Origin of the sequence: Aminiphilus circumscriptus DSM 16581 (assembly GCF_000526375.1) — a bacterium.
Taxonomy (GTDB): Bacteria; Synergistota; Synergistia; order Synergistales; family Aminiphilaceae; genus Aminiphilus; species Aminiphilus circumscriptus.
The window spans coordinates 1051477-1072285 of the sequence record NZ_JAFY01000002.1; the positions used below are offsets into that span (position 1 = coordinate 1051477).

Consider the following 20809-nt stretch of genomic DNA (forward strand, 5'->3'; position numbering starts at 1 on the left):
TCACAACAAAACGCCACGGCGGTGCGGAGCACCGCCGTGGCGGAGAAGTACCGTTTCGTTCCGAGCTATTTGGTTCGATACTCGCGGAGACGCGTGTGCGTCACGAGTCGGTCGAGTGTCTTGAGCGTGAAAACCTTGCCTCGTGTCGCGAGGAGCATCTTTTTCATGTCTTCCCTTCTGACACCGAAGCCTCGGCCGCCAATGCACGCGATGACCTCGAATTTCGGGTCGTTCGGATCTCGACCCAAGATGCTCAGCTCGCCGAGATGTTGTATGCGAGTGACCTTGTCGCGGGCCGTGCCGTCGTCCTCGGTGATCTTCGCTTCGATGACGACCTTGGGAGCAAATTCGTCCGGGATGACGAAATCTGGAGTTTGGTCGAATCCGGGGAGCCTCTCGGCTCTCTTGGTTTTTCGGAAGCTGATGCCCTTGGCGGTGAGAACTCCTTCGATGGCGGATTCAAGGCCGTCTCCGACCAGCTCGCTCACGGAATCACGATGTCCCGCGAAGGGTCTTCCCAAAAAACGTTCATAGAGCAACATGGCATAGGGTGCGCCAAGATCGGCGAGAGTGCCGACGCTTTCCGCGCCGTGTTTTGTGTCGGCTTTGTCAAGGCGATGAAGGTGCTCCCCGTCAACGTCGGGTGCCCCCGTTTCGATCAAGCGACACGCTGTCTCCACAAGCGCTTCAATTCGTGCCGACGTTCCTTCGGAGAGGTTGAGCGGTTCGGTGGGGCGCATTCTGATTTTTCGGTCGAGAGTGCGAATGAATCCCTGGGGTGTCGAAACGCCCGTTCTTTGCGAGGTCACGTATCCCCATTCTGGGGGCGTGAAGCCGAGCATGGTACGCAAGACGAGAAAAGCGAGTGGAATCCGAAGGACCGCAGAGAGAACCTTCTCTGTCGAAAAGTTCCGAAAACCGGATGTGGCGCTTTTCAATGCCTCGTATCCTTCGCTGAAGACAGGATAGGTGATGAATCCCGTCCCTTTGGGCATGACGAGAAACTCTGATTCGAGGCATGAAAAAACGGCGTCCACGTAGCTTTCAGGGTTCTGCAGCAGCTCCTCCGGGGTTGCTTCAAAAGGAAATGTCGGTGTCGTCATGGTCGGCTCCTTGTTCATCCGGTCGCTTCCGGAAAAAGTTTCGTGGTTCGTGGAGACGGGAGAGATTTGCGGTATTGAGGTGAGCCTCCGTGGCCGGAGGGATGCCGAATTGCCGTGTCCAGGCATCGATGATGCTGAGTTTTTCTTCCGTGTCGATGTGACTGTCCCAGCTTTTTCGAAGGTACCACACCGCGAGCCGGATGAGATGGCCGTAGATGAGACATCGCACATCACCCAGCGTCGGCGTGACGCCGCCTTGACGAAGGTGTTCGATGTCCCTTCGGATCAGAGGAAAAAGTTCTTCCGAAGAGTCGGGAAGACTGTATCTCGAAACGGTGCCAGTGGTCCGGCAGACGAAGACCGTGTCGATGATCGACGATCCTGTTCCGTTGATGTGGATGGAAGCACCCATCTCCGCGGGGCAGGGGAGGGAGGCCGAGCAGGTCAGGCCCGCGTCGAGAAGAGCCGCTGCGATGGGGAAATAGGCTTCCAGCGAGTTGTGGTGATAGGTGAAGGCCAGCGGTGCGCCTGGTTTGAGTGCATAAGCCATACGTCGGAAGACGGCGGAGAGTCCTTCCGCGAAATGGGGTAAGCCTCTTCCTTGCTCCTGGTTTCCTGTCAATTCCCTGTCGTGTCGAGTCGATACGGGAGCAAAAAAAGCGCGTTCGGTTCCGACGAGGCGACGGAGCCAGACATAGCAGAAATCAATCAGTTCCGCGTATTGGACGTTCCCGAAATAGGGGGGATCGGTGAACACACCATCGAGAGAGGACTCGGGAATATCGAGTTCCGCTGCGTCCATACAGTGGAGAGAGACCTGTCGTCCCTCCGTGAAAGGTGCGTTTCCACCGGCCATTTCAATCTTTTCCCCGGTGATGGAAACCGTTTCTTTGTTGCGTCCCCGGTGGCGGATTTCGAAGGGGGTGAAACAATAGGTCTTTGCCTTGCGGTATTTCTCAATGATGTTTCTCCATCCCCCGCTGCCGATGCAGGATTCCTTCGCTTGGGCGGAAATCCCCAGGATGTTTGATTCGCACTGAACCAGTCCCACCGGAAAACCGTGTACCGAGAAGATGTCAAGGGACTTCAACGCCGACGTGTCGTACCGACAGAGCATGTTCTGATAGCGCAGGAGATCCGAAAGATTTGTGGCCAGTGCGTTTCGAAGGGGCGGGTCGGTGACCGCCGCGATGTATCTGGCCGAGAGTTCGAGGCCGAGCAACTGGCGGGCATTGAACATTTCCCGGTAGTGTCGATACCCCCAGCGGTGAAGACGGTTCGTTTCGTCCCCGGGTGGAATGGTGTCGTCCGGGACAAAGCGGGGGGATATCTTTCGCCACCGATCTTCACACTCTTCGAGACGGGAAAGATCTTGCTGGTCCGGGCTCTTGAAGAACCGGCCGGCATGTCCTGGCTTGCAGGCAGGACAGTGGTATTCGAGAGCGAAGAGACGATGAGAGGGGGGATTCGTCGCGTCCTGGGAAAACGAATTCCTGTCTCCGCAATGGGCACATTCGAAAGTGTTGCGGTGAGTCGTTCCCTTTGTGGAAAGCCTTTCGCCGCAATGAATGCAGTGTCCCGGTTCGTTGCGGTCGGCTGTCTCCGTCAGTTTTCCGCAGACGGAGCAGACGAAGACGTTTTTGGGATGCCGAGCGTTTCCGGCGAGGAGATAGCCGGGAAACAAGTCGGTCACCTTGCCACAGGTGCGGCAGGAGGCGGTTTTTACCCAGAGAAAATACTTTACATGCGCCTCCTCGTTGCCGCAGAGAGTGCATCGGGTGCGGTAGAGATGGCCGACTTCATCCTCAAGATGCAGAAGGAGGTCGCGTGCGGCATCCGCATAGGCCGCGAGGTCGAGAAACGCCATTTCCTGCTCCACGATCCAACAGGACATGGGGTTGATGTCGCAGCCTGTGGTGTTACATCCGATTCTGTTCGCTTCCAAAAGGGGTGTGCCGCCGCCCATGAAAGGGTCGGCGATGTTCAGTTCGTGAAACTTGTGCGGGGCGTAGAACGTCTCTCTCAAAGGGTTGCCGGCGAACTCCGCCAGCATAAGGCCCCGAAACAGTGTTCCCGGTCGCCGGGCAAACCATTTGTGAACTGCAATGATCGGTCTGTAGTTCTGTTGAATCTGTTTTTCCCGTAGTGCAAGGTCTGCGATAAAGGGGATGTCGAAATGCTTTTCAATCATCGAGGGCCTCCTGAATGTCGTGTTCGGCGGGTCCACTGCGTTCGGGAAGGATCATAACACGAATTTCAGAGCCCCCGCGGTGTGTCGCGTTCGGAGGGATGCCGTCCGTTTCCGCTATCCCACAAGCCAGAGCGCGAGGCCGGGATAGCGGATGAGCAGGGCGATCATGACGAAGAGCATGGCCACGAAGGGGATGATCCAGACCGCGAGGTCGGAGATGGAACCCCGCTGGCGCACGCCCTGGATGACGTAGAGGTTCAGCCCCACCGGTGGAGTGATGAGCGCCATCTGGATCAGGAGGATGAGGAGAATGCCAAACCAGATGGGGTCGTAGCCCAGGCTTTGGATGATGGGGTGCACCACGGGAATGGTGAGTACCATGAGCGAGAGGGTCTCGATGAAGAATCCAAGAACCACGTACATGGCGATGATGATCATAAGGGTGACGAAGGGCGTCATGCCCAGGCTGCCCACGAGCTGGGTGATCTGCTGGGAGAGTCCCAGGAAGACGAGGATGAAGTTCAGGAAGTTCGCCGCCAGAAGGATGAGCATGATCATGCCCGTGGTTTTCATGGTGCCCTTCATGGAATCCACGAGAATCTGCCAGGAGATCCTCCGGTACCACAGGGCGATGAAGAACGCCGCGAGCACCCCCAGCGCCGCCGATTCAGTGGGGGTGGCGAACCCCGTGTAGACCGACCCGATGACCACGGAGAAGATGATCCCCACGGGGAGGAGGTCTTTCAGGCTGTGCACGCGCTCGCGCCAGGACGTGCTCCGTCGGACGCCGCCCAATTCGGGCTTCACCACGCAGGCTCCCAGGATGAAGAGCATGAAGAGCACCGTGAGAATCACGCCGGGGACGATGCCCGCCACGAAGAGCTTGGGGATGGACGTGTTGGTCATGAAGCCGTAGACGATCATGTTGATCGAGGGAGGGATGAGGATTCCCAGGGTGCCGCCGGAGGCGATGCTGGCGGCGAAGAGGCCGTCGTGGTAGCCGAATTTCTTCGCCTGGGGCATGGCCACGGTGCCCATGGTGGCCGCGGTGGCCACGCTGGAGCCGGACGTGGCGGCGAAGAGGGCGCAGGTGGCGACATTGGCGTGCATGAGTCCGCCGGGCAGCCCGCAGAGCCAGGTGTCCACCGCCTTGTAGGTGCGGTCGGCGATGCCCGAATGAACGAGAAACTGACCCAGCAGGATGAAGAGGGGGATTGCAAAGAGGGTGAAGTTGGTGCTTCCCTCCCAGGAGATCTCCCCGAGAGAGCGATAGAGCGGAAAGGGTGTGAACACCTTTCCCAGGATAAGGCCGAGTCCCGCCATGGTGGCCGCCACGGGGATGCTCAAGAGGAGAAGCGCCACGAGGAGAACGAACGCCACGGCCCAGATCATCGGTCTTCCTCCCTTTTCGTTTCCGTCGCGCCGAGAGTTTTTGCCGCCAGGGCCTTTTCCTCGTCGATCTCCTCCTCGAGAAGGGGGCAGCCCGCGAGGGCCGACGCGGTTGCCGTATCCCCCCGGAGGAGGGCGGTGAGGGTTTCTCCGAGCAGAAGGAGTACCGCCCAGGCGAAGAAGGCGATGCCGAGGATCCAGAGCAGCATGGGAATCCACAGCGGGGTCTGGAGCGGCGTGTTCGCCAGGGAGCCCTTGGTGAAGGAGAGGGAGAAGGCTTTCCAGCCGTACCAGGTCATGGGGAGTGTGTAGGCGGCGAAGGCCCCCAGGGCCGCCACGTCGAGGACGAGTCGGACGTTGCGACGCAGCTTCAAATAGACCGCATCCACCCGGATGTGGGCCTTGGTGAAGAGTGCATACGAGAAGGACCAGGCGCTGAGAATCGCCAGGGCATAGCTGGAGTATTCCTCCGCCCCTCCGGTGCTGATGCGGAAGAATTTGCGGAGCAGCACCTCCACGCCGATAAACCAGGACATGCCGAAGAGCAGAAGCCCTCCCGCAACGACCGCCAGGACGGAGAATCTTTCACTCAGGGCGAGGAGCGCCGATCTTTGCCGGGGTGTTTCTTCTTTTGTCGTCGTCACGTTCGCTTCCTCCGTGTGTCGTTGACAGACCATCTCCACAGCCCAGACCGGATGTGTCGCTTTCCGGTCCGAGCGTGGATGGCTTCATGGAGAATCTCCAGGAACCCAAAAGCCTCTGCAAAACGCCCCATCGCCCTCGGGAAAAGGCGATGCGCTCGGGATAAAGTCGGGACATTACATTAAGGGAAGCTCTGAATAAAGACCTTTCGCTTTCCCTTGACTCGAGTCGCATCAGGCTCTGCGAGGCGCCCTGCGGGGCTGGCGCAGCCTTATTCAGAGATTCCTAAGGAAGAAGGAAATTCCTTTGCGCAGAGGTTTTTCAAAAGACGCGGCCAACGCGCCGTTCGTGCGGTTTCCCACGGGGGCGGTGTTTCCGCCCCCGTCTCCGTTGCCGCTATTTCGCCTTAAGTCCCGTCACCGCGCCGATGGTGCTCTCCCACCGCGCCACCGCTTCGGGGCCGGCCTTTTGTGCCCAGGCGGGAAGAACCCGCTCCACCAGGATCTTCCGGGCCAGTTCGAGATCGCCCGGGGCGACGGGGATCAGTTCAAGCGCCGCGGGAGTCTTGCCAGGGCACTCCCCCTGACCGGTCAGGCAGGCGATGCCGAGCTGGGTCTCCCGGTCCGTGGCGTTCCAGCCGGGAATCTCCAGTTCCTTTTCGATGAGCGCGGTGAGGGTCTGCTGCTCCTCCGGAGAAAGCCCCTTCCACGTGTCCATGCGCATCACGCCGATGATGTAGTCCCAGCCGCCGATGGGGAGGGGATAGAGGTACTTGGCTACCTCGCCCCAGCCGGCGTTGAAGCCGGAGAGGCTCCCCGTCACCGCGCCGTCCACCACGCCCCGTTGAAGTGACTGGGGCACTTCCGAGAAGGCGAGGTTCACTCCCGTGGCGCCAAGGGCCTCGATGAACTCTGCGGTGGTCCAGCCGCTGGCCCGGATCTTCTTGCCCTTCAGGTCTTCGAGGCTGCCGATCTTCTCGTTGGAGAAGAGCACCTGGGCGGGATAGGGCATGATCGTGAGGAGTTTCGCGTTGAAGCACCCTTCAAGAGTTTTCTCCAGCACGGGGCGGTAGGCCTCGACCACCTTGCGGGCGGTTTCGATGTCCGGCGCCAGGGCGGGAAGGTCGAGCCCGGCCAGCTCGGGGCAGTCCGAGACCACGTAATCCGCCACGGTGTGCACCACGTCGAAGAGGGACTGGTCCATGGCACGGAGCACCGCCGCGCCGGAGAGGTTCACCTGACCCAGGGAGGTCATGATGACCTCGGTCTTGCCTCCCAAGGCCTCGGGGAGTTTTTTGGTCCAGAAGGGTTCCTCCAGATTCAGATAAGCCGTGAGGTTGCTCCAGCTTCCGACGACCCGGAGCTGGGGTATTGCAAAGGCCGGGGAGGCCGCGAAGAGGAAGACCAGGATCAGGGCGAGCAGTGGATGGATTCTGCGCATGCGTATCCCTCCGTTCGTTCTCGTTCGTCGTCTTTGGAGCCCGCACAGGGGAAGCGGGGCGGGCGGTTCCGGCGGCACGCACACGGCGTCGCGCCGAATTCCGGGGCGATTCGTCCGACAGAAGCGACAAATGGGGAAACGGTGCTTTTACGTTGTTCCCTCGCGTCACCTCCTCACGCCGCACCGGCGGGTCTTTGAAGCGGGTGCGCAGATGCGATGCTCCGCGGTTTCCGGGGCGCGTTCGTCCTTTTTCGCTTCGGAGACGCTCCGTCCTGAGAAAGGCCGAAGGCGCACGTCACTGCCCCGCAGCGGCAAGGCGGTCCGTCGTGGCCTTCGGAGAGTCAGTTTCGGTCGGGAAGGACCCGGACGCGGTAGGCCCCCCGCAGTTCCCGCCCCAGGACGGGATCGGAAAGGCGTAGCTCCCACCGGGAGGCGAAGCGGGTCGCCTTGGCCGAGAGCGGGATGGTGCCGCTGAAAAGGGCGACCCGGGGCGCCTCGTAGGGGAGATCTTCCTTCGCAAGAGCGAGGAGCGTCTCCGGAGACAGAAGCAGCCCCGTCCGCCCCCGCTGGTATTCCGAGAACGGTTCGTTTCCGTTGGCGACTCGGGATTCCAGGATCAGGTCGTCCCAGTGATCCTCCAGTTCATCCAACGGCCAGACGGTGGACGAAACCACCTTGGTGCAGATCTGCTTCGCCTTCGCCACCGAGACCGCCTCGAGCTTCCGGTCCGTGTGGTCGCTCGCCAGGGCCACGTACCAGCGCCCCGCGTCGTCGGAGGCGAGAAAAAATTCCACCTCGCCGGAGGTCTCCTCACCCACGACGAAAAGCTCGCTTCCGTCGGTGATCCGCTCCGGATCGATCCAGTACATGGAAGGAATCCGAGAGGGAACGGGAACGCCCAGTTCGGCGAGTTCCCGCACGTGGGCCGCGACGCTCTCCTGATTTCGTCCCGCGTAGCCCACGGCCACGCAGGCATCCCACAGAAGGGTCACCTGGTCCACGCCCTGCCGACTCTCCACCGCGAAACTCTTGCGCATGCCTTTCACCCCGTTTCGTCGTCCGGAACTGTGGCTTTTCACATGCTGTTTCTCTTCGGGAAAGGATTCTGCTCTTCATTGTAGCATTCTCCTTTTTCAGGACAAGGTCATGTGTGCATAGGGGTTCTTTTCAGTGACGCGGGGCGGTGTGCAGCACGAGAGTGGAGCAGAATGGTATTCCGAGAAAACAAAAAGCCTCTCCGGCGGAAACGCACGTGTCGCCGGAGAGGTCGCATTTTCTCTGTCTCAGGACGTCAGAAGCTCCGGGCCGTCTCAGGAAATGCGGAAGAGGCTGTCCAGGATGGTGCCGTCCCGGTATTCGATGAGCGCCACCACGTTCTCCGGTTTCGGGTCGGGAAGGGGAGCCTCCTCGGCCTTTCCCGTCAGGCCCTCCACCTCGGCCTTGAGGTCGGCGATCTCCTTGACGGGGAGCTTCGCCTTCCGGGCCGCCTCGCGCAGGTCCGTCCGGAGGGGATTGATGCAGATGCCCCGCTCGGTGACGATGGCGTCCACGGTCTCGCCGGGAGTTCCCGGGGGTCCGTCAGCGTTCCCGTCAGGGCCGACGCGGCGGCTACCTCGGGGCTCACCAGATAGACCTGGCCCGTCTTGTGGCCGCAGCGGCCGAGAAAGCTTTGGTTGATCGTCCGGAGGGACACGCCCTCCGTGGGCGGCACGAAACCCATGCCGATGCAGGCACCGCAGCTCGATTCGAGAATGCGCACTCCCGCGGCCACCAGAGCACGCGGTCGCCGGTTTGTTGTTTTTTCGGGCGTGACTTCTTCCCCTTCGGCTGCTCCTTATGCTACGATGGAACGGTCACCAGGGAAAGTGAAGACGACGAAAAAACTCTCCGCTGCCGAGACCGGGTTCCGCCCCGTGCTTCTGGAGAGGATCGCACGTTCGGGGGCACGGATGGCTCAGTTCGAATACCGGGTCCTTGCCGGTGCGGCGGGTTTTTCGGGGGCTTTTTTTCAGTACGGACGGGAAGGGGGGTGGATCGTGTGAAGAACGGAAATCTCCTCCTCGTGGCGTCTCTCCGGGAGGCTTCGGATGTGGTTGCGACGCTCGAGAGAAATGGTTTTGCCGTGGCGGCCGTTCCGGATGTCATTCGGGCAGGGCACACTCTGGAGCGTGGTCCTTCGCCGGACCTGGCCCTGCTGGATCTCGACGTGCCGGAAAACTGCATTTCCGCGGCAATGGCGGTCCTTGCCTCCCGCCGGGAGGACGGGGCCGTGTTCGTGGACGTTGCCGACGACGGCGTCGGTTTTGCCCGCGAGGCCGTGCCCGAGGGCGGCGGAGCCGAACCGGCGGCGGACTTTCTTGTCACATCGGGAGCGGGGCTGCGCCTGCTCGATCCGCCGGCGAAACAGCTCGATGCCAGGGTGGAGCGCTTCGCCGGACCCGGGGGGAAGGGCACGTGCTTCCGCATTGTCCTTCCAGAAGAAGCGCTCGCCGGGGAAGTGGCGGACGAGGAATGAGACGGAGCGGCGACCCGAAAAGGGGCGCCGCGGAGTGGCCGAAGAAACCGGACAGACCGGACACATCAGACAGACGACTGGAGGAGGCGACCTGTTCATGGAAGGCAGATTCGGGTGGAAACGGCGTATCGGTGTGGTGCTGACGGCGCTGGTGCTGTTGGGCGTTGCCGCGGGAACGCTTTGGGCGGAGGTGCCCTCCGCCTACGAGGAAGGGTGGCGCTTCGGCGTCGCCTACCGGAGCGAGGTGGCGGGCAATCTCGCCGTAATGCATGACGCTTCCGTGGCGCGCGGGATCGACCGGACCGCCGTTCTCTCCGCGGCCCGGGAGCGGGAGGCGCTGTTCCGGGAGGTGCTCCCCGCCAAGGTGGAGTGGATGCGCGGCGTGGCCGACGGCGCGGGTGTCCCCTACGAGGACGTGCTGCTCTACAACGCAGCGGACCGTCTGATGACGGGGTTCGTGGGCGAGTGCACCACCTTCGTCGCCTCCGGAAAGGCCCTCGCGGGAGGCAAGGGAACCCTCATTGCCAAGAACCGCGATCTCGGGCCGAACACCCTCAGCGAAGTGGCCATGGAGGAGGGAGGCACCTTCGCCGCCACCGACGCCTACAAGGCCGCCTACATCGACATTCCCCAGGCGGAGACCGCCTATCGGTTCGTCGGCTCCCGTTCCGCGGGGCGCTGGGGATACGGAATGGGGATCAACGAGCATCAGGTCACCGTGGCGGACAACGACGCTCCCACCCGGGACGAACTCGCCTTCGACAAGGGGCTCCACGACAACGACTACGTGCGCCTCGTCCTCGAACGGGCGAAGACCGCCCGGGAGGGCGTGGAGGTGCTCACGAAGCTGACGGAGAAGTACGGCCAGGCCTGGAACTCCATCATCTTCGAGATCGGAGATCCGAACGAGCTGTGGATCGTGGAAGTCTCGGGAAAGCGCTGGGTGGCCAAGCAGTACAGGGACACCTTCACGGCCCGGTCCAACCAGTTCCAGATCACCGACGACTACGACCTCGCCGCGGAGGATCTGCTCTCCTTCGCCCAGTCCAAGGGATGGATCGGCAAGGATGTGACGGGCAAGATCAACTTCCGCGCCGTCTACGGCACCACCGAACTGTACCCCGAGGACAACGAGAACCTCGAGGATCGCCCCGCCGCGGAGACCCTGTACAACACGGAAATGCGGTACCGTCGGGCCATGGAACTGCTCCAGGGCATCTCCGGCCGCATTTCTCCCGCAGCCATGCTCCCCCTGATGCGGGACCACTACGACACCTACCCCCTTCCCAGCGGCAAGGTGCTCGAACTGAAGCAGGTGCCCTACTACAGCACCCCCCTCGCGCAGGACGAGCGCCAGGAGTGGATGACCGCCTTTCCCGAGGAGGACACCGTGAAAGTCTCCGTCTTCCCCAGGGCGATCTGCCACCACGCTTTCGAGGGAATCACCGCCGCAACGGCCATCCTCTCGGCCCGTCCGGACGTGCCGAACGAGCTGGGGCTGATGCTCCACGCCTACATGCAGCCGTGCAACAGCCTTTTCATCCCCTTCTACACGGGGGCCTCCTCCCTTGACGGGCGGTACAGCACCCCCGAGGCGGGATCGCGCTTCTTCCAGATCTCGAAGATGGCCTTCGGCTCCCACGAGCTCTACCACGCCCCGCTCCGCATCGTCTTCGACCCCTACGAGGCGAGCCTCTTCAAGGACATGGAGGCCATGGAAAAAGAGTACCAGCGCCTTAAAAAAGACGGTGCCGACGAGGAAGCCCAGGCGCTGCTCGACGAATTTCTCTACGCCCGGTGGGACAGCGCTCTCGCCGCCGCCGACGAGGGGCTGACCCGGATGCTCGAGGCCGCCGCGGCCTCTTCCGCCTGGTCCCGCTGACGCCCGTGCCCGCCCGGGATCTTTGTATGCCGGGCGGGCGTTTTTTCGTCGCCCTGTTTTCTGGCTGGTTTGGTTTCTTGGCCTGACGTTACCCTTTCGGCCGAGGCGGAACCCGTCGCGGTGCTGGACGACCTGGATCTTTTTCTGGCGGTGACGCGGAAACCCTCCGCGGGTGCTCGCGGAAACAGGCGGTGACCTTCTTCCTGCTTTCGTAGCAGAGTGCGTTGACGTGGTTCCTTTTCAGTGGTAGGGTTGTACTCTCTCGGTAGAAATACGTACCCGGAAGCATGCGGCGTACCGGAAAAACGGAAAGAACCGGGCGGTGAAAAAACAGGGAGGTGGCGTGGTATGGGTGGCATGAAAGGAAAGCGTCTGATCTGGCTGATTCTGGTGTTCAACGTCTTCGTTCTGGGCGGTTGTGGCGGTGGTGGCGGCGGCGGTGGCGCGCCGGACACGTCGGTGTCGGTGACATCCGTGGAAATCCTGCCCGAGGGGGATGTCCATCTCCGGAGTCCCGTGTCGTTGACGGTGGCTCTCGACAGCGCCACGGAACTGAGCGACCTCGGCATGGCCTATTATCTCGTCAGCAAGGACGAAGAAACGCAGCGGATCGAAAGCTACCACTTCGGCAGCGCATCGATTCCTCTGGTGTCCTCGGGGGAGGGGGCCTACACGCAGACCTTCGTCTTCTCCGACGATGTCCCCGCGGGAACGTACAACCTCGTGGTCCAGGTGGATCCCCTCGAATCCGTGCTCTCCCGGGCTGTGGTCTTCGAGGCTCCGGAGAGCCTCCTCGTCACCGTCGCGGACGACCGGAACCTGCCGGACCTCGTGCTGCGCGAGCTGCGTCCCCATTCAGCCTATCTGGTCCTCAACCACGACGAGCACACCGCCGACAACGTGCGACGCAGCCACATCGCCGGGACGCTCGACGTGGAATCCGTGGCATACGGCGCGTCGAACGTGGCCCTAGGAGCCTTCGTGGAAACCGACAGAGGCTACGAGGAGGTCCTGCTCTGGGATTCCGCGAGCCGTTCCTATGTGAGACACCTGATTCTTCCCTCCCTCGACGCGAACACGCTGCAGTCGCTCATGGTGGGTGTCTTCGTTCCCGAGGCCGTGCGGAACCGCCTTGCAGGGCGGACTTCCACAAATTTGAAGTTCGTTGTGGATCCCCTCGGCGCGATCGAGGAGAACGAGGCGACGGCGGTCGTTCCCACCAGGGGTGACGACAATGAGATCGTTCATCCCGTGAACATCTACGAGGGCGTGCCCGTGGCGGCCTCCGATGCGGCGGGGCTCGCCTTTCAGACGAGCTTCAGCAAAGGATTCAGCAACAATTATTTCGGCACGGAAGTGGATTTTCTGGGCAAGGCCTGGTTCGGGATTCAGGGCATCGGTGCCTCCGTCTCCGGTGGTGTTCCCGTGACGATTCTGGGGCACACCTTCGATTTCCTGAAGGCAACGTCGGACGCGCACTACAATCCGATCATGCCCACCGATTCGGCTTTCGATCTCGACGTGGAGTTTGCGGGCATGACGCTCTACAGCAAGAGCGGCAATGCGAACTTCTCCTGGGAGGAGACCTGGCAGATCGAGAAGCGCATGGGCTACTCCCAGACGTTCGTCATCGCCGTCGTGCCCGTGGAGCTGAGCGCGGGAGCGAGCGGAGCCCTGGGCATCAAGGCCACGGTGAACATCGCCGCCGCCTTCGAGGGGACCGTGTCGCCCTTCGTGGACGTCGGTGCCTACGCCTCCGCGGCGGTCAATCTCGCGGTCGCCAAGGGAGGCGTCCGGGGTACGCTCTACCTGGTGGGGTGCACCTTCGACACGACGCTGGGCGGAACCATCGCCGCCGACACGGGGGCGACGCAGCTCACGGGAACGCTCACCGAGAAGGTGGGATACACGCTCAAGGGTCCCAACGGAAAGATCGAGCTCTATGTGGACTGGCCGAAGACCTGCTGGAAATGGCACGTCATCCCCTATCCCTGCGGTTGGCACGAGGCGACCAAATCGCTCGTGAGCTGGTCCGCCTTTTCCAAGAGCGACACGCTCTTCGACAAGCAACAGTCCGTGACGGTGCCGCTCCAGTGACGGAGCTCCGCGAAGGATTTTCATGCGAGTGAACCGTCTCTTCGCCATTCTCGTGGTGCTCTTCCTCTGGATGGGCCTTTGGGGATGGTGGACTCAGCGCGAAGAACGCGAAGTACCCGAACCTCCCCTGGAGGAGGCCCCCGCGCCGGTACTGCGGTGGGAGGGCGGAGCCCGGTACGAGGTGGCGGTGCAGAGCGACATGTTTTCCGGAGAGGCGCCGGATCCTGCGGCGCCTTCCACCCTTCGTTTCTCGGGAGTGCTGCATCTCCGGGTTGCCTCGGCGGACGCGGAGTCCGTGACGGCGGACCTTCGCTTCGGGCCTCTTGCCTGCGAGGTGTTCGGGCAGCCTGCTCCCGAGATGGCGGAGCGTCTGTCCGCGCCCTTTGTCGTGCGCTTTGCCCGGGACGGACGCATTGATGCGGTGCTCCTGCCCGAGGCGATTCCCGAGGGAGAACGCATCGTGGCGGAGGAAGCGCTTCGGGCCGCCGAGATCGTGCTCTCCGGCGACGCGGCCGCCTGGACCGCCCTGGAGTCCCATCGGACGGGGGAGTATGAAGCCCGCTACGAGCGAGGCGAAGGCGGAGCGATCCGCAAGCGGAAGATACGATATCTCGATGCCGCCTCCCCGGTGCGGGTGGAGGTGCTCTCCTCGGACATGACGGCCCGGCTCTCTTCCACGGTGTGGCTTGCCTCCGCGGAGGGGGTGGAGTTCCTTGCGGCATCGAGCGGCGGCGCGCCCCTTTTTCGGACCCGCCTGGCCTTTTCGCTCCGGGAGATCTCCGGCGAGCCCGACCTGTCCGCTCCGCCGGCGAGGGCAAAGTCCGTATCCGGCAGGGCGACGTCTTCTCCGGCGCCGGGAGCGGCCACGCCCTCTTCCGGGGGGGCAGCCGCGCCCTCTCCGGCATCCGGAAGTGGTGCGGCACCGCCTTCCGAGGCCGGGCGTTTCACGTTGCTGCTTGATGCTTTCGACCGGCGCGACCAGGAGGGGTTCGAGGAGCTGCTCGCCCTGCTGCAGGCCGATCCGGAGCTGGGAGCGGAGGTGGTGGCCCGCATCCTCGACCCGAGGACCGAGGACGCCCTGCAGGCGGCCCTGGTGGATCTGCTCGGCACGAGCGGTACGCCCGAGGCGCAGCGCTTTCTGCTGGGACTGGCGGAAAACCCCGTCGCGTCTTCCATGAACGCACTGCGGGCGGTCATCGCCCTCGGCGGCGTGGCTTCCCCCACGGAGGAGGCCCAAAGCGGCCTGTGGCGGCTCGCCCGGGCGAAAGGCGACGAGCGGGTGGAGGACCTTGCGCGCACGTCTCTTCTGGCGCTCGGCGTCACCGCCGCGACGCTCGGGAGCGCCGACGACCCCGCCGCAGCCGAGGCGTCCCGGTCCATCGTGGACGGGCTGTTGGGGGTGCTCGACGGCGCGAGCGGGCCGGAGCTGCGGGTGACTCTCAAGGCTCTTGGCAACACCGGAAATCCCGCGGCGGCGGAACGCGTCGGCGCGTTTCTCCGGGCGGAGGACCCCGCCACCCGGGCCGCCGCCGCGACGGCGCTGCGGCGCATGCCTGGAGAGGCCGTGGAGACGCTCCTTCTTGCCACCCTCGCCGCCGAAGGCGTTCCCCAGGTACGGGGGGCGCTCGTGCGCAGCCTGGGTACCCGCGAGCCGGACGAGCGAATCGTCTCCACCCTCGCTGCGAGCGCGCAGGCGGAGGAGAGCCCTCTCGTCCGGGGAGAGATGATCCGCACCCTCGCGAAGGGGGGCGACCGTTTTCCCGCCGTGCGCGAGACCTTTCATCGCATGCTCGATACCGAGACGGATCCGCAGAATCTGGAGTTGCTCCGCCGGTTCCTCTCGCGGACGCCCTCCGGGCCGTGATTCCCGGGGATTCGCCTCCTCCGGGTGGAACCGCGAGGTAACTGTGCCGCCCCGCCCTTGACAGAACGACGAATCGGCCTACACTGACGGTGAGCCTGTTCTCGGGGCGGGGTGCGAATCCCCACCGGCGGTATCCCGGCTGTGCCGGGGAGCCCGCGAGCGCTCCGTTCCTCTTCGGGGGAGCGGAGGTCAGCAGATCTGGTGCGATGCCAGAGCCGACGGTGACAGTCCGGACGAGAGAGAGCGAGCCCTCCGCATTCATTTCCCTGCGGCGTGCCCTGCCCGTTGCATTCCTCCCCCGATTCAGGCCTCGACTCGATTCGAGGAGGTCGTTACCGTGAATCCCCATGTCTGTGCCTGCTCCTGTTCTTTGTCCTCTGCCGCGCCTTCACCTTCTTCCGCGGTGTCCCCGCTCCCTTCCGTTCCCGCTCCCACCTTGCCGGCCACGCCTTCCGAGCGGGTCCGCGCAGCCCTGGCGTCACTGCGTCGCGGCGAGGGTGTCCTTGTCGTGGATGACGAGGACCGCGAGAACGAGGGGGATCTGATCTACGCCGCATCATCCCTCACCGAGGCCCAGATGGCCCTGCTCATCCGGGAGTGCAGCGGCATCGTCTGCCTCTGTCTCCCCGAGGAGAAGATCCGCGAGCTGGACCTTCCCCCCATGGTGGCGAAGAACACCAGCCCCTATCAGACGGCCTTCACGGTCTCCATCGAGGCGAGCGAGGGCGTCACCACGGGCGTCTCCGCCGCGGACAGGGTCCGGACCGTCAAGGCCGCCGTGGCGGAAGGAGCCCGTCCGGAGGATCTGCGCCGCCCCGGCCACGTCTTCCCCCTCTGTGCCCGTCCCGGAGGCGTCCTCGAACGGCGGGGACACACGGAGGCCACGGTGGATCTCATGCACCTCGCGGGGCTGCCTCCCTACGGTGTGCTCTGTGAGCTCACCAACCCCGACGGCACCATGGCCCGCCTGCCCGAGATCCTGCGCTTCGGCGCGGAGCACGGACTTCCCGTGGTGACCGTGGAGGACCTCGTCGCTCACAGACGAGATGTTTCACGAGAACGCGCCGAAATCTGATTTTTTTCGGGCCGCCTTGTCGTCAGTTTTTCTCGAAGAGGTTTCAAGGAATGTGTCGAATGCGGAGGGAGACGGCGTGCGGTACCTGCGGACAGGAACTCACCTCACTCCGAAATCTTGCAAACGGCCTTGATGAACCCCCCGAGCGTGGAGACCGTATGTCACTCCGCCCGCTCCCTTCGGAGATGTGCGCCCGGGGCGTGTCCTTTGCCGGGTGCGGGGAGTTCTCTTGTGAACCCTGCGCCGCGAACCGTGGACTTTAAACAGCGGACTGCGACCGAGGCATTCTTCCCCTCAAACGCTCTTTACGCCGAACATCGAAACGTCCGCCCGCGCGCTGCGCGGGCGTTTTTTTCGCCGCCCTGTCGCACCCTTTTGTGCGGACGTCCAAAAGACGTCCGAATTCCTCCTCTAAGGTTCTCGCTCTGGTCCGATGCGAAAGAACACATTCTTTCCTATGATGCGAATGAAGGAAATGCGGCATTTCGGCGCGACCGGCGAGCGGCGTGCCCCGGCGTGTCGTGAGCGTCACGGACAACGTGCGAGAACGTGGAACGGGGTACGGAAGAGGGAAACGGATGCGGCGGTGGTGGGAAACTCCGGGGATCGCCGCGCCGGGATGGTTCGAATGCGCCGGAAGGCGCGGGGGAGGGAGGCGCATCATGCGGTTGGAACTGCACGAGGTCGTCATTCGGCGAATCCAGTGGGGAGACAGGACGGGAGCCTGGAACGGCGTCCTGACGGTGAACCGCGAGGAGGCCGCCGCGGAAGTGGCGAAGGACGAGCGTTTTGCGTCGGTATGCCTCGATCTGGCCCATCCGGGCGAGAAGGTGCGGATCATTCCGGTGAAGGACGTGGTGGAACCGCGGGTGAAACTTGCCCGGTCGGGGGAGCCCCTCGGCTATTTTCCCGGGTTCTTCGCTCCCGCGGGAACCGCGGGGAAGGGGGTCACCCTGGTGTTGCGGGGTGCTGCGGTGGTGACCTGCGGTCCCATCGTGGCCTTTCAGGAAGGGTTCATCGACATGTCCGGTCCTGGGGCGGCCTACACGCCCTTCTCCGAGACGGCGAACCTGGTTCTCACCGTGGAGCCCGATCCGCGCCTGACGAAGCACGCCTACGAGGAGGCACTCCGGCTCGCTGGGCTGCGCCTGGCGGTGTACCTCGCCACGGCGGCCAGGAACGCGACCCCGGACGCGATCTCCGTCTACGAGAAGGGCAACGTGAGCGACGAGGCGATCCGCCTGCCCGATCTTCCCCGGGTGCTCCACGTCTGCATGGCCATCACCCAGGGGCTCCTGCACGACACCTTCGTGCACGGCGGGGACATGAAGGCCTCCCTTCCCGTGCTGCTCCATCCCAATGAAGTGCTGGACGGCGCGGTGGTCTCGGGCAACTGCGTCTCCGCCTGCGATAAAAACACCACCTGGCACCACCAGAACGACCCCGTGGTGCGCGCGCTCTATCGGCGCCACGGCGAGGACCTCAACTTCCTCGGCGTGGTGGTCACCCCCGAGGATGTGCGTCTCGCTGGAAAGGAGCGGGCCGCCTCCATGAACGCGGCCCTTGCGGAGAGCCTCGGCGCAAGGGGCGTGATCGTCACCGAGGAGGGGTACGGCAATCCCGACACCGATCTCTGTCTCAACGCCAAGCAGATGGAGTGCCGGGGCATTCGCACGGTGATCATCGCCGACGAGGCGGCGGGCACGGACGGTGCGAGCCAGGGGCTTGCGGATTCCGCCCCGGAGATAGCGGCCTTTGTCTCCACGGGCAACGTGAACGAGATGATCGAGGTGCCCGCCATGGAGCGTGTGCTCGGCTATCCCGACGCCATCGCCCTTCTCTCCGGAGGCGCCCCGGAGAGCCTGCGCCCCGACGGCAGCATGTTCGTTGAGCTGCAGTCCGTCATCGGTTCCACCTGCGAGCTCGGCGCCGGTCGCTGGGGCTGCGCGGAATTCTAGGCGTGTCTCGGGAAAGGAGGAACGGACCGTGATCTATCGTATTGTCCACTACACCAATCAGTTTTTCGCGGGGCTCGGCGGGGAGGAGAAGGCGGATCTGCGCCCCCTCGTCCGCCCCGGCGCAGTAGGTCCCGCCCAGGGGCTCGAACAGGCCCTCGGAGGAGAGGCCGTCGTTGTCGCCACGGTGATCTGCGGGGACAACTACATGGCGGAGCACCTCACCTCCGCCACGGAGGAAGTTCTCGCTCTGATCCGGGAACACAAGCCCGACGCGGTCACCGCGGGACCCGCCTTCAACGCCGGGCGGTACGGAACGGCCTGCGGCGCCGTGCTGGAGAAGGTCGCCGCCGTGCTGAAGGTCCCCGTCGTGAGCGGCATGTATCCCGAGAATCCCGGCGTGGAACTCTACGGCAGGAACGTGATGCTCGTGAAAACCGGCGACAGCGCCCGGGGCATGAAGGACGCCCTGGCGAAGATGGCGGAGGTGACGCGCAAGCTCCTCCGCAAGGAGCCCCTCGGCCCGGCGAAGGAGAGCGGCCTGCTCCCCCGGGGGATCCGGCGAAACGTCCTCCACGAGAAAAGCGGCGCGGAGCGGGCGGTGGAGATGCTTTTGGCCCGCCTGCGGCAGCAGCCCTTCGTCACGGAGTACCCCATGCCGACCTTCCGTCGGATTCCCCCGGCCCCTCCCGTGGCGGATCTGCGCAGGGCCACCATTGCCCTCGTCTCCTCCGGCGGCGTCGTTCCCAAGGGCAACCCGGACCGCATCCGGGTCTCCTCGGCGGAGTCCTACGGCGCCTATGACATCAGCGCACTGGAGGACCTGACCCCAGAGAACTACGAATCCATCCACGGCGGCTACGACAGGGTATGGGCGAACGTGGACCCCGACGTGGTGATTCCCCTGGACGTGATGCGCGCCCTGGAAAGGGAGGGCGCCTACGGCAAACTGCACCCCGTGCTCTACACCACCACCGGAACGGGAACCTCCGTGGCGCACGCGGAGCGCTTCGGCCGGGAGATCGGTGCCGCCCTCAAGGAGGCCGGTGTTGACGCAGTGATTCTCACCTCCACCTGAGGCACCTGCACTCGATGCGGCGCATCGATGACGCGGGAGATTGAAGCGACGGCGAACATTCCGGTGGTGCAGATCGCCACCATCGTGCCCATCATGCTCACCGTCGGGGCGAACCGTATCGTCCCCGGCGTGGCGATACCCCATCCCGTGGGAAACCCCGCCGCGGGGCCCGAGGAGGATCGGGCGGTGCGGCGAAGCCTTCTTCTGCGGGCCTTCACCGCCATGACCACCCCCGTGACGGAGCAGACCCTCTTCTGATCGGCGGAACGCAGGCAGGGCAGCGGGAATTTTCGCCCCCCGCCTTTTTTCCGGGCGATTTTCCCGGCAGCGGGGCGGAGGTGACGCAACAACAACGAAGAGAGGAGTGCGCGGCGGCCTGGACCCGTCCGCGCAGCTTCTCCTTTTTCCGTGCCGGTTTCTTTCGGGAAGGGCACCTTTTCTTTTCGGGGCGTTTCTGCGACGATGGCTTCCGGAAACGCCCCACGCGGAGTTTGACTTCCGGACCCTGCCCCGGCGGGAATCCGGAGCGCGAAGTGACGAGGCTTCGACACGAAGAAGGGAGGAACGGACGTGAAAGTGCTGTGGCTTTCCCGCAAGGATGTGGAGGATCTGGGCATTTCCGTGCGCGACGTCACCGAGGTGGTGGAGTTGGGGTTCCGTCTTAAAGGGGAGGGAAAGGTGGAGATGCCGGCGAAGATCGGCATCCACACCAGGAAGGACTGCTTTCTTCACGCCATGCCCGCCTATGTGGGGGGCGACGTGGACCTGGCGGGAATGAAGTGGGTCGCAGGGTATCCGCCGAACCAGGCCAAGGGATTGCCCTACATCACGGGCATCTGGTGCCTCAACGACAGCGAGACGGGCTTTCTCAAGGCCATTCTTGACGCGAGCTGGATCACCGCCTGGCGCACCGGGTCGGCGAGTGCCGTCTGCGCCCGCCATCTCGCCTCGCCCGAGGCGCGCACTCTCGCCGTCGTCGGGCTGGGTGTTCAGGGGCGGACCAACTTCGCCGCCATCAAGGACGTGCTCCCCTCCATCTCCCGCGCCCAGGTGTACGACGCCTTTCCCGAACAGACGAAGCGCTTCGTGGCGGACATGTCCCCCGGCGCGCCCGACGTGGAGTTCGTCGCCGCTTCGGACGTGAGAAGCTGTGTTCGGGACGCGGACATCGTGGTCACCTGCACGCCCATCGTCGCGGACCCGCAGCGGTTCATCCCTGTGGACTGGCTCAAGAAGGACGTGCTCTGCATCTCCGTGGACTACGACGCCGCCTTCGAGGCGCCGGTCATGAAGGACGCCCGCATCTTCGTCTGCGACGACCGCCACCAGTATCTCTGGACCCAGGAGCACGGCGTCTATTTCCAGAAGGGCTATCCCCAGGAGGCGGACCTCTACGCCGACATGGGCGACATCTGCGCCGGCACAAAGCCCCCCGTGCGTGAGGGCCGCCGCGCCGCGGTGCTCATGGGCATCGCCAGCCACGACGTGATGACCGGCCACCTGGTCTGGCGCAAGGCCATCGAAGCCGGAAAAGGCATCGAGCTGGAGCTGTAGCCCCGACCGGACACACGACGTTCC

At 63.8% G+C, this 20809-nt stretch carries 16 protein-coding genes, 1 pseudogene and 1 riboswitch; of the genes and pseudogenes, 9 read left to right on the forward strand and 8 right to left on the reverse strand.

Annotation, left to right across the window (positions count from 1 at the left end):
• Positions 1–65: 65 nt before the first annotated feature.
• The 8 genes and pseudogenes from K349_RS17835 to K349_RS20055 all read right to left on the reverse strand — a co-directional run.
• Positions 66–1103 carry a hypothetical protein gene (locus K349_RS17835; RefSeq protein WP_026368850.1) on the reverse strand — a complete coding sequence of 346 codons (1038 nt, stop codon included), beginning with the start codon at positions 1101–1103 and terminating at the stop codon, positions 66–68.
• Positions 1078–3294: a DUF1156 domain-containing protein gene (locus tag K349_RS0105585; RefSeq protein ID WP_026368851.1), complete on the reverse strand. Its 2217-nt coding sequence runs from the start codon at positions 3292–3294 to the stop codon at positions 1078–1080. The genes K349_RS17835 and K349_RS0105585 overlap by 26 nt, the downstream gene beginning before the upstream one ends.
• A 114-nt stretch (positions 3295–3408) precedes the next feature.
• Positions 3409–4686, reverse strand: a complete 1278-nt coding sequence (locus tag K349_RS0105590) for a TRAP transporter large permease (protein ID WP_157367290.1) — start codon at positions 4684–4686, stop codon at positions 3409–3411.
• On the reverse strand, positions 4683–5327 hold the full coding sequence (locus tag K349_RS0105595; protein ID WP_026368853.1) for a TRAP transporter small permease subunit: 645 nt from the start codon (positions 5325–5327) through the stop codon (positions 4683–4685). The genes K349_RS0105590 and K349_RS0105595 overlap by 4 nt, the downstream gene beginning before the upstream one ends.
• 394 nt (positions 5328–5721) lie before the next feature.
• Positions 5722–6765, reverse strand: a complete 1044-nt coding sequence (locus K349_RS0105605) for a TRAP transporter substrate-binding protein (RefSeq protein WP_026368854.1) — start codon at positions 6763–6765, stop codon at positions 5722–5724.
• A gap of 341 nt (positions 6766–7106) precedes the next feature.
• Positions 7107–7802 (reverse strand): DUF2848 family protein, encoded by a 696-nt coding sequence (locus K349_RS0105610; RefSeq protein ID WP_026368855.1) that lies wholly within the window; start codon positions 7800–7802, stop codon positions 7107–7109.
• 273 nt (positions 7803–8075) lie between these two features.
• Positions 8076–8315 (reverse strand): citrate lyase subunit alpha, encoded by a 240-nt coding sequence (locus K349_RS0105615; RefSeq protein WP_026368856.1) that lies wholly within the window; start codon positions 8313–8315, stop codon positions 8076–8078.
• A gap of 95 nt (positions 8316–8410) precedes the next feature.
• Positions 8411–8485: pseudogene (locus K349_RS20055) on the reverse strand (hypothetical protein); the annotation flags it as partial.
• A gap of 145 nt (positions 8486–8630) precedes the next feature.
• Between K349_RS20055 and K349_RS19065 the strand changes: the two are divergent.
• The 9 genes from K349_RS19065 to K349_RS0105670 all read left to right on the forward strand — a co-directional run bounded on the left by K349_RS19065 (position 8631) and on the right by K349_RS0105670 (position 20785).
• On the forward strand, positions 8631–8807 hold the full coding sequence (locus K349_RS19065) for a hypothetical protein (protein ID WP_157367292.1): 177 nt from the start codon (positions 8631–8633) through the stop codon (positions 8805–8807).
• Positions 8804–9280 carry an ATP-binding protein gene (locus K349_RS19320; protein ID WP_026368858.1) on the forward strand — a complete coding sequence of 159 codons (477 nt, stop codon included), beginning with the start codon at positions 8804–8806 and terminating at the stop codon, positions 9278–9280. Before K349_RS19065 ends, K349_RS19320 begins: the two co-directional genes overlap by 4 nt.
• A gap of 97 nt (positions 9281–9377) precedes the next feature.
• Positions 9378–11162 (forward strand): C45 family autoproteolytic acyltransferase/hydrolase, encoded by a 1785-nt coding sequence (locus tag K349_RS0105630; protein ID WP_026368859.1) that lies wholly within the window; start codon positions 9378–9380, stop codon positions 11160–11162.
• A 348-nt stretch (positions 11163–11510) separates the two neighbouring features.
• On the forward strand, positions 11511–13259 hold the full coding sequence (locus K349_RS0105635; protein ID WP_026368860.1) for a hypothetical protein: 1749 nt from the start codon (positions 11511–11513) through the stop codon (positions 13257–13259).
• Positions 13260–13281: 22 nt separating this feature from the next.
• Entirely contained in the window at positions 13282–15123 is a 1842-nt protein-coding gene (locus K349_RS0105640) for a HEAT repeat domain-containing protein (RefSeq protein ID WP_026368861.1), read from the forward strand.
• Between the two features lie 93 nt (positions 15124–15216).
• A riboswitch (FMN riboswitch) is annotated at positions 15217–15372 on the forward strand.
• 88 nt (positions 15373–15460) lie between these two features.
• Entirely contained in the window at positions 15461–16198 is a 738-nt protein-coding gene (ribB, locus tag K349_RS0105645; protein WP_026368862.1) for a 3,4-dihydroxy-2-butanone-4-phosphate synthase, read from the forward strand.
• Positions 16199–16860: 662 nt separating this feature from the next.
• Complete coding sequence (locus K349_RS0105650) at positions 16861–18156, forward strand: glycine/sarcosine/betaine reductase component B subunit (protein WP_026368863.1); 1296 nt, start codon at positions 16861–16863, stop codon at positions 18154–18156.
• Between the two features lie 28 nt (positions 18157–18184).
• Complete coding sequence (locus K349_RS0105655; RefSeq protein WP_084460209.1) at positions 18185–19489, forward strand: glycine/betaine/sarcosine/D-proline family reductase selenoprotein B; 1305 nt, start codon at positions 18185–18187, stop codon at positions 19487–19489.
• Positions 19490–19801: 312 nt separating this feature from the next.
• Positions 19802–20785 (forward strand): ornithine cyclodeaminase family protein, encoded by a 984-nt coding sequence (locus tag K349_RS0105670; RefSeq protein WP_026368867.1) that lies wholly within the window; start codon positions 19802–19804, stop codon positions 20783–20785.
• Positions 20786–20809: the final 24 nt, after the last annotated feature.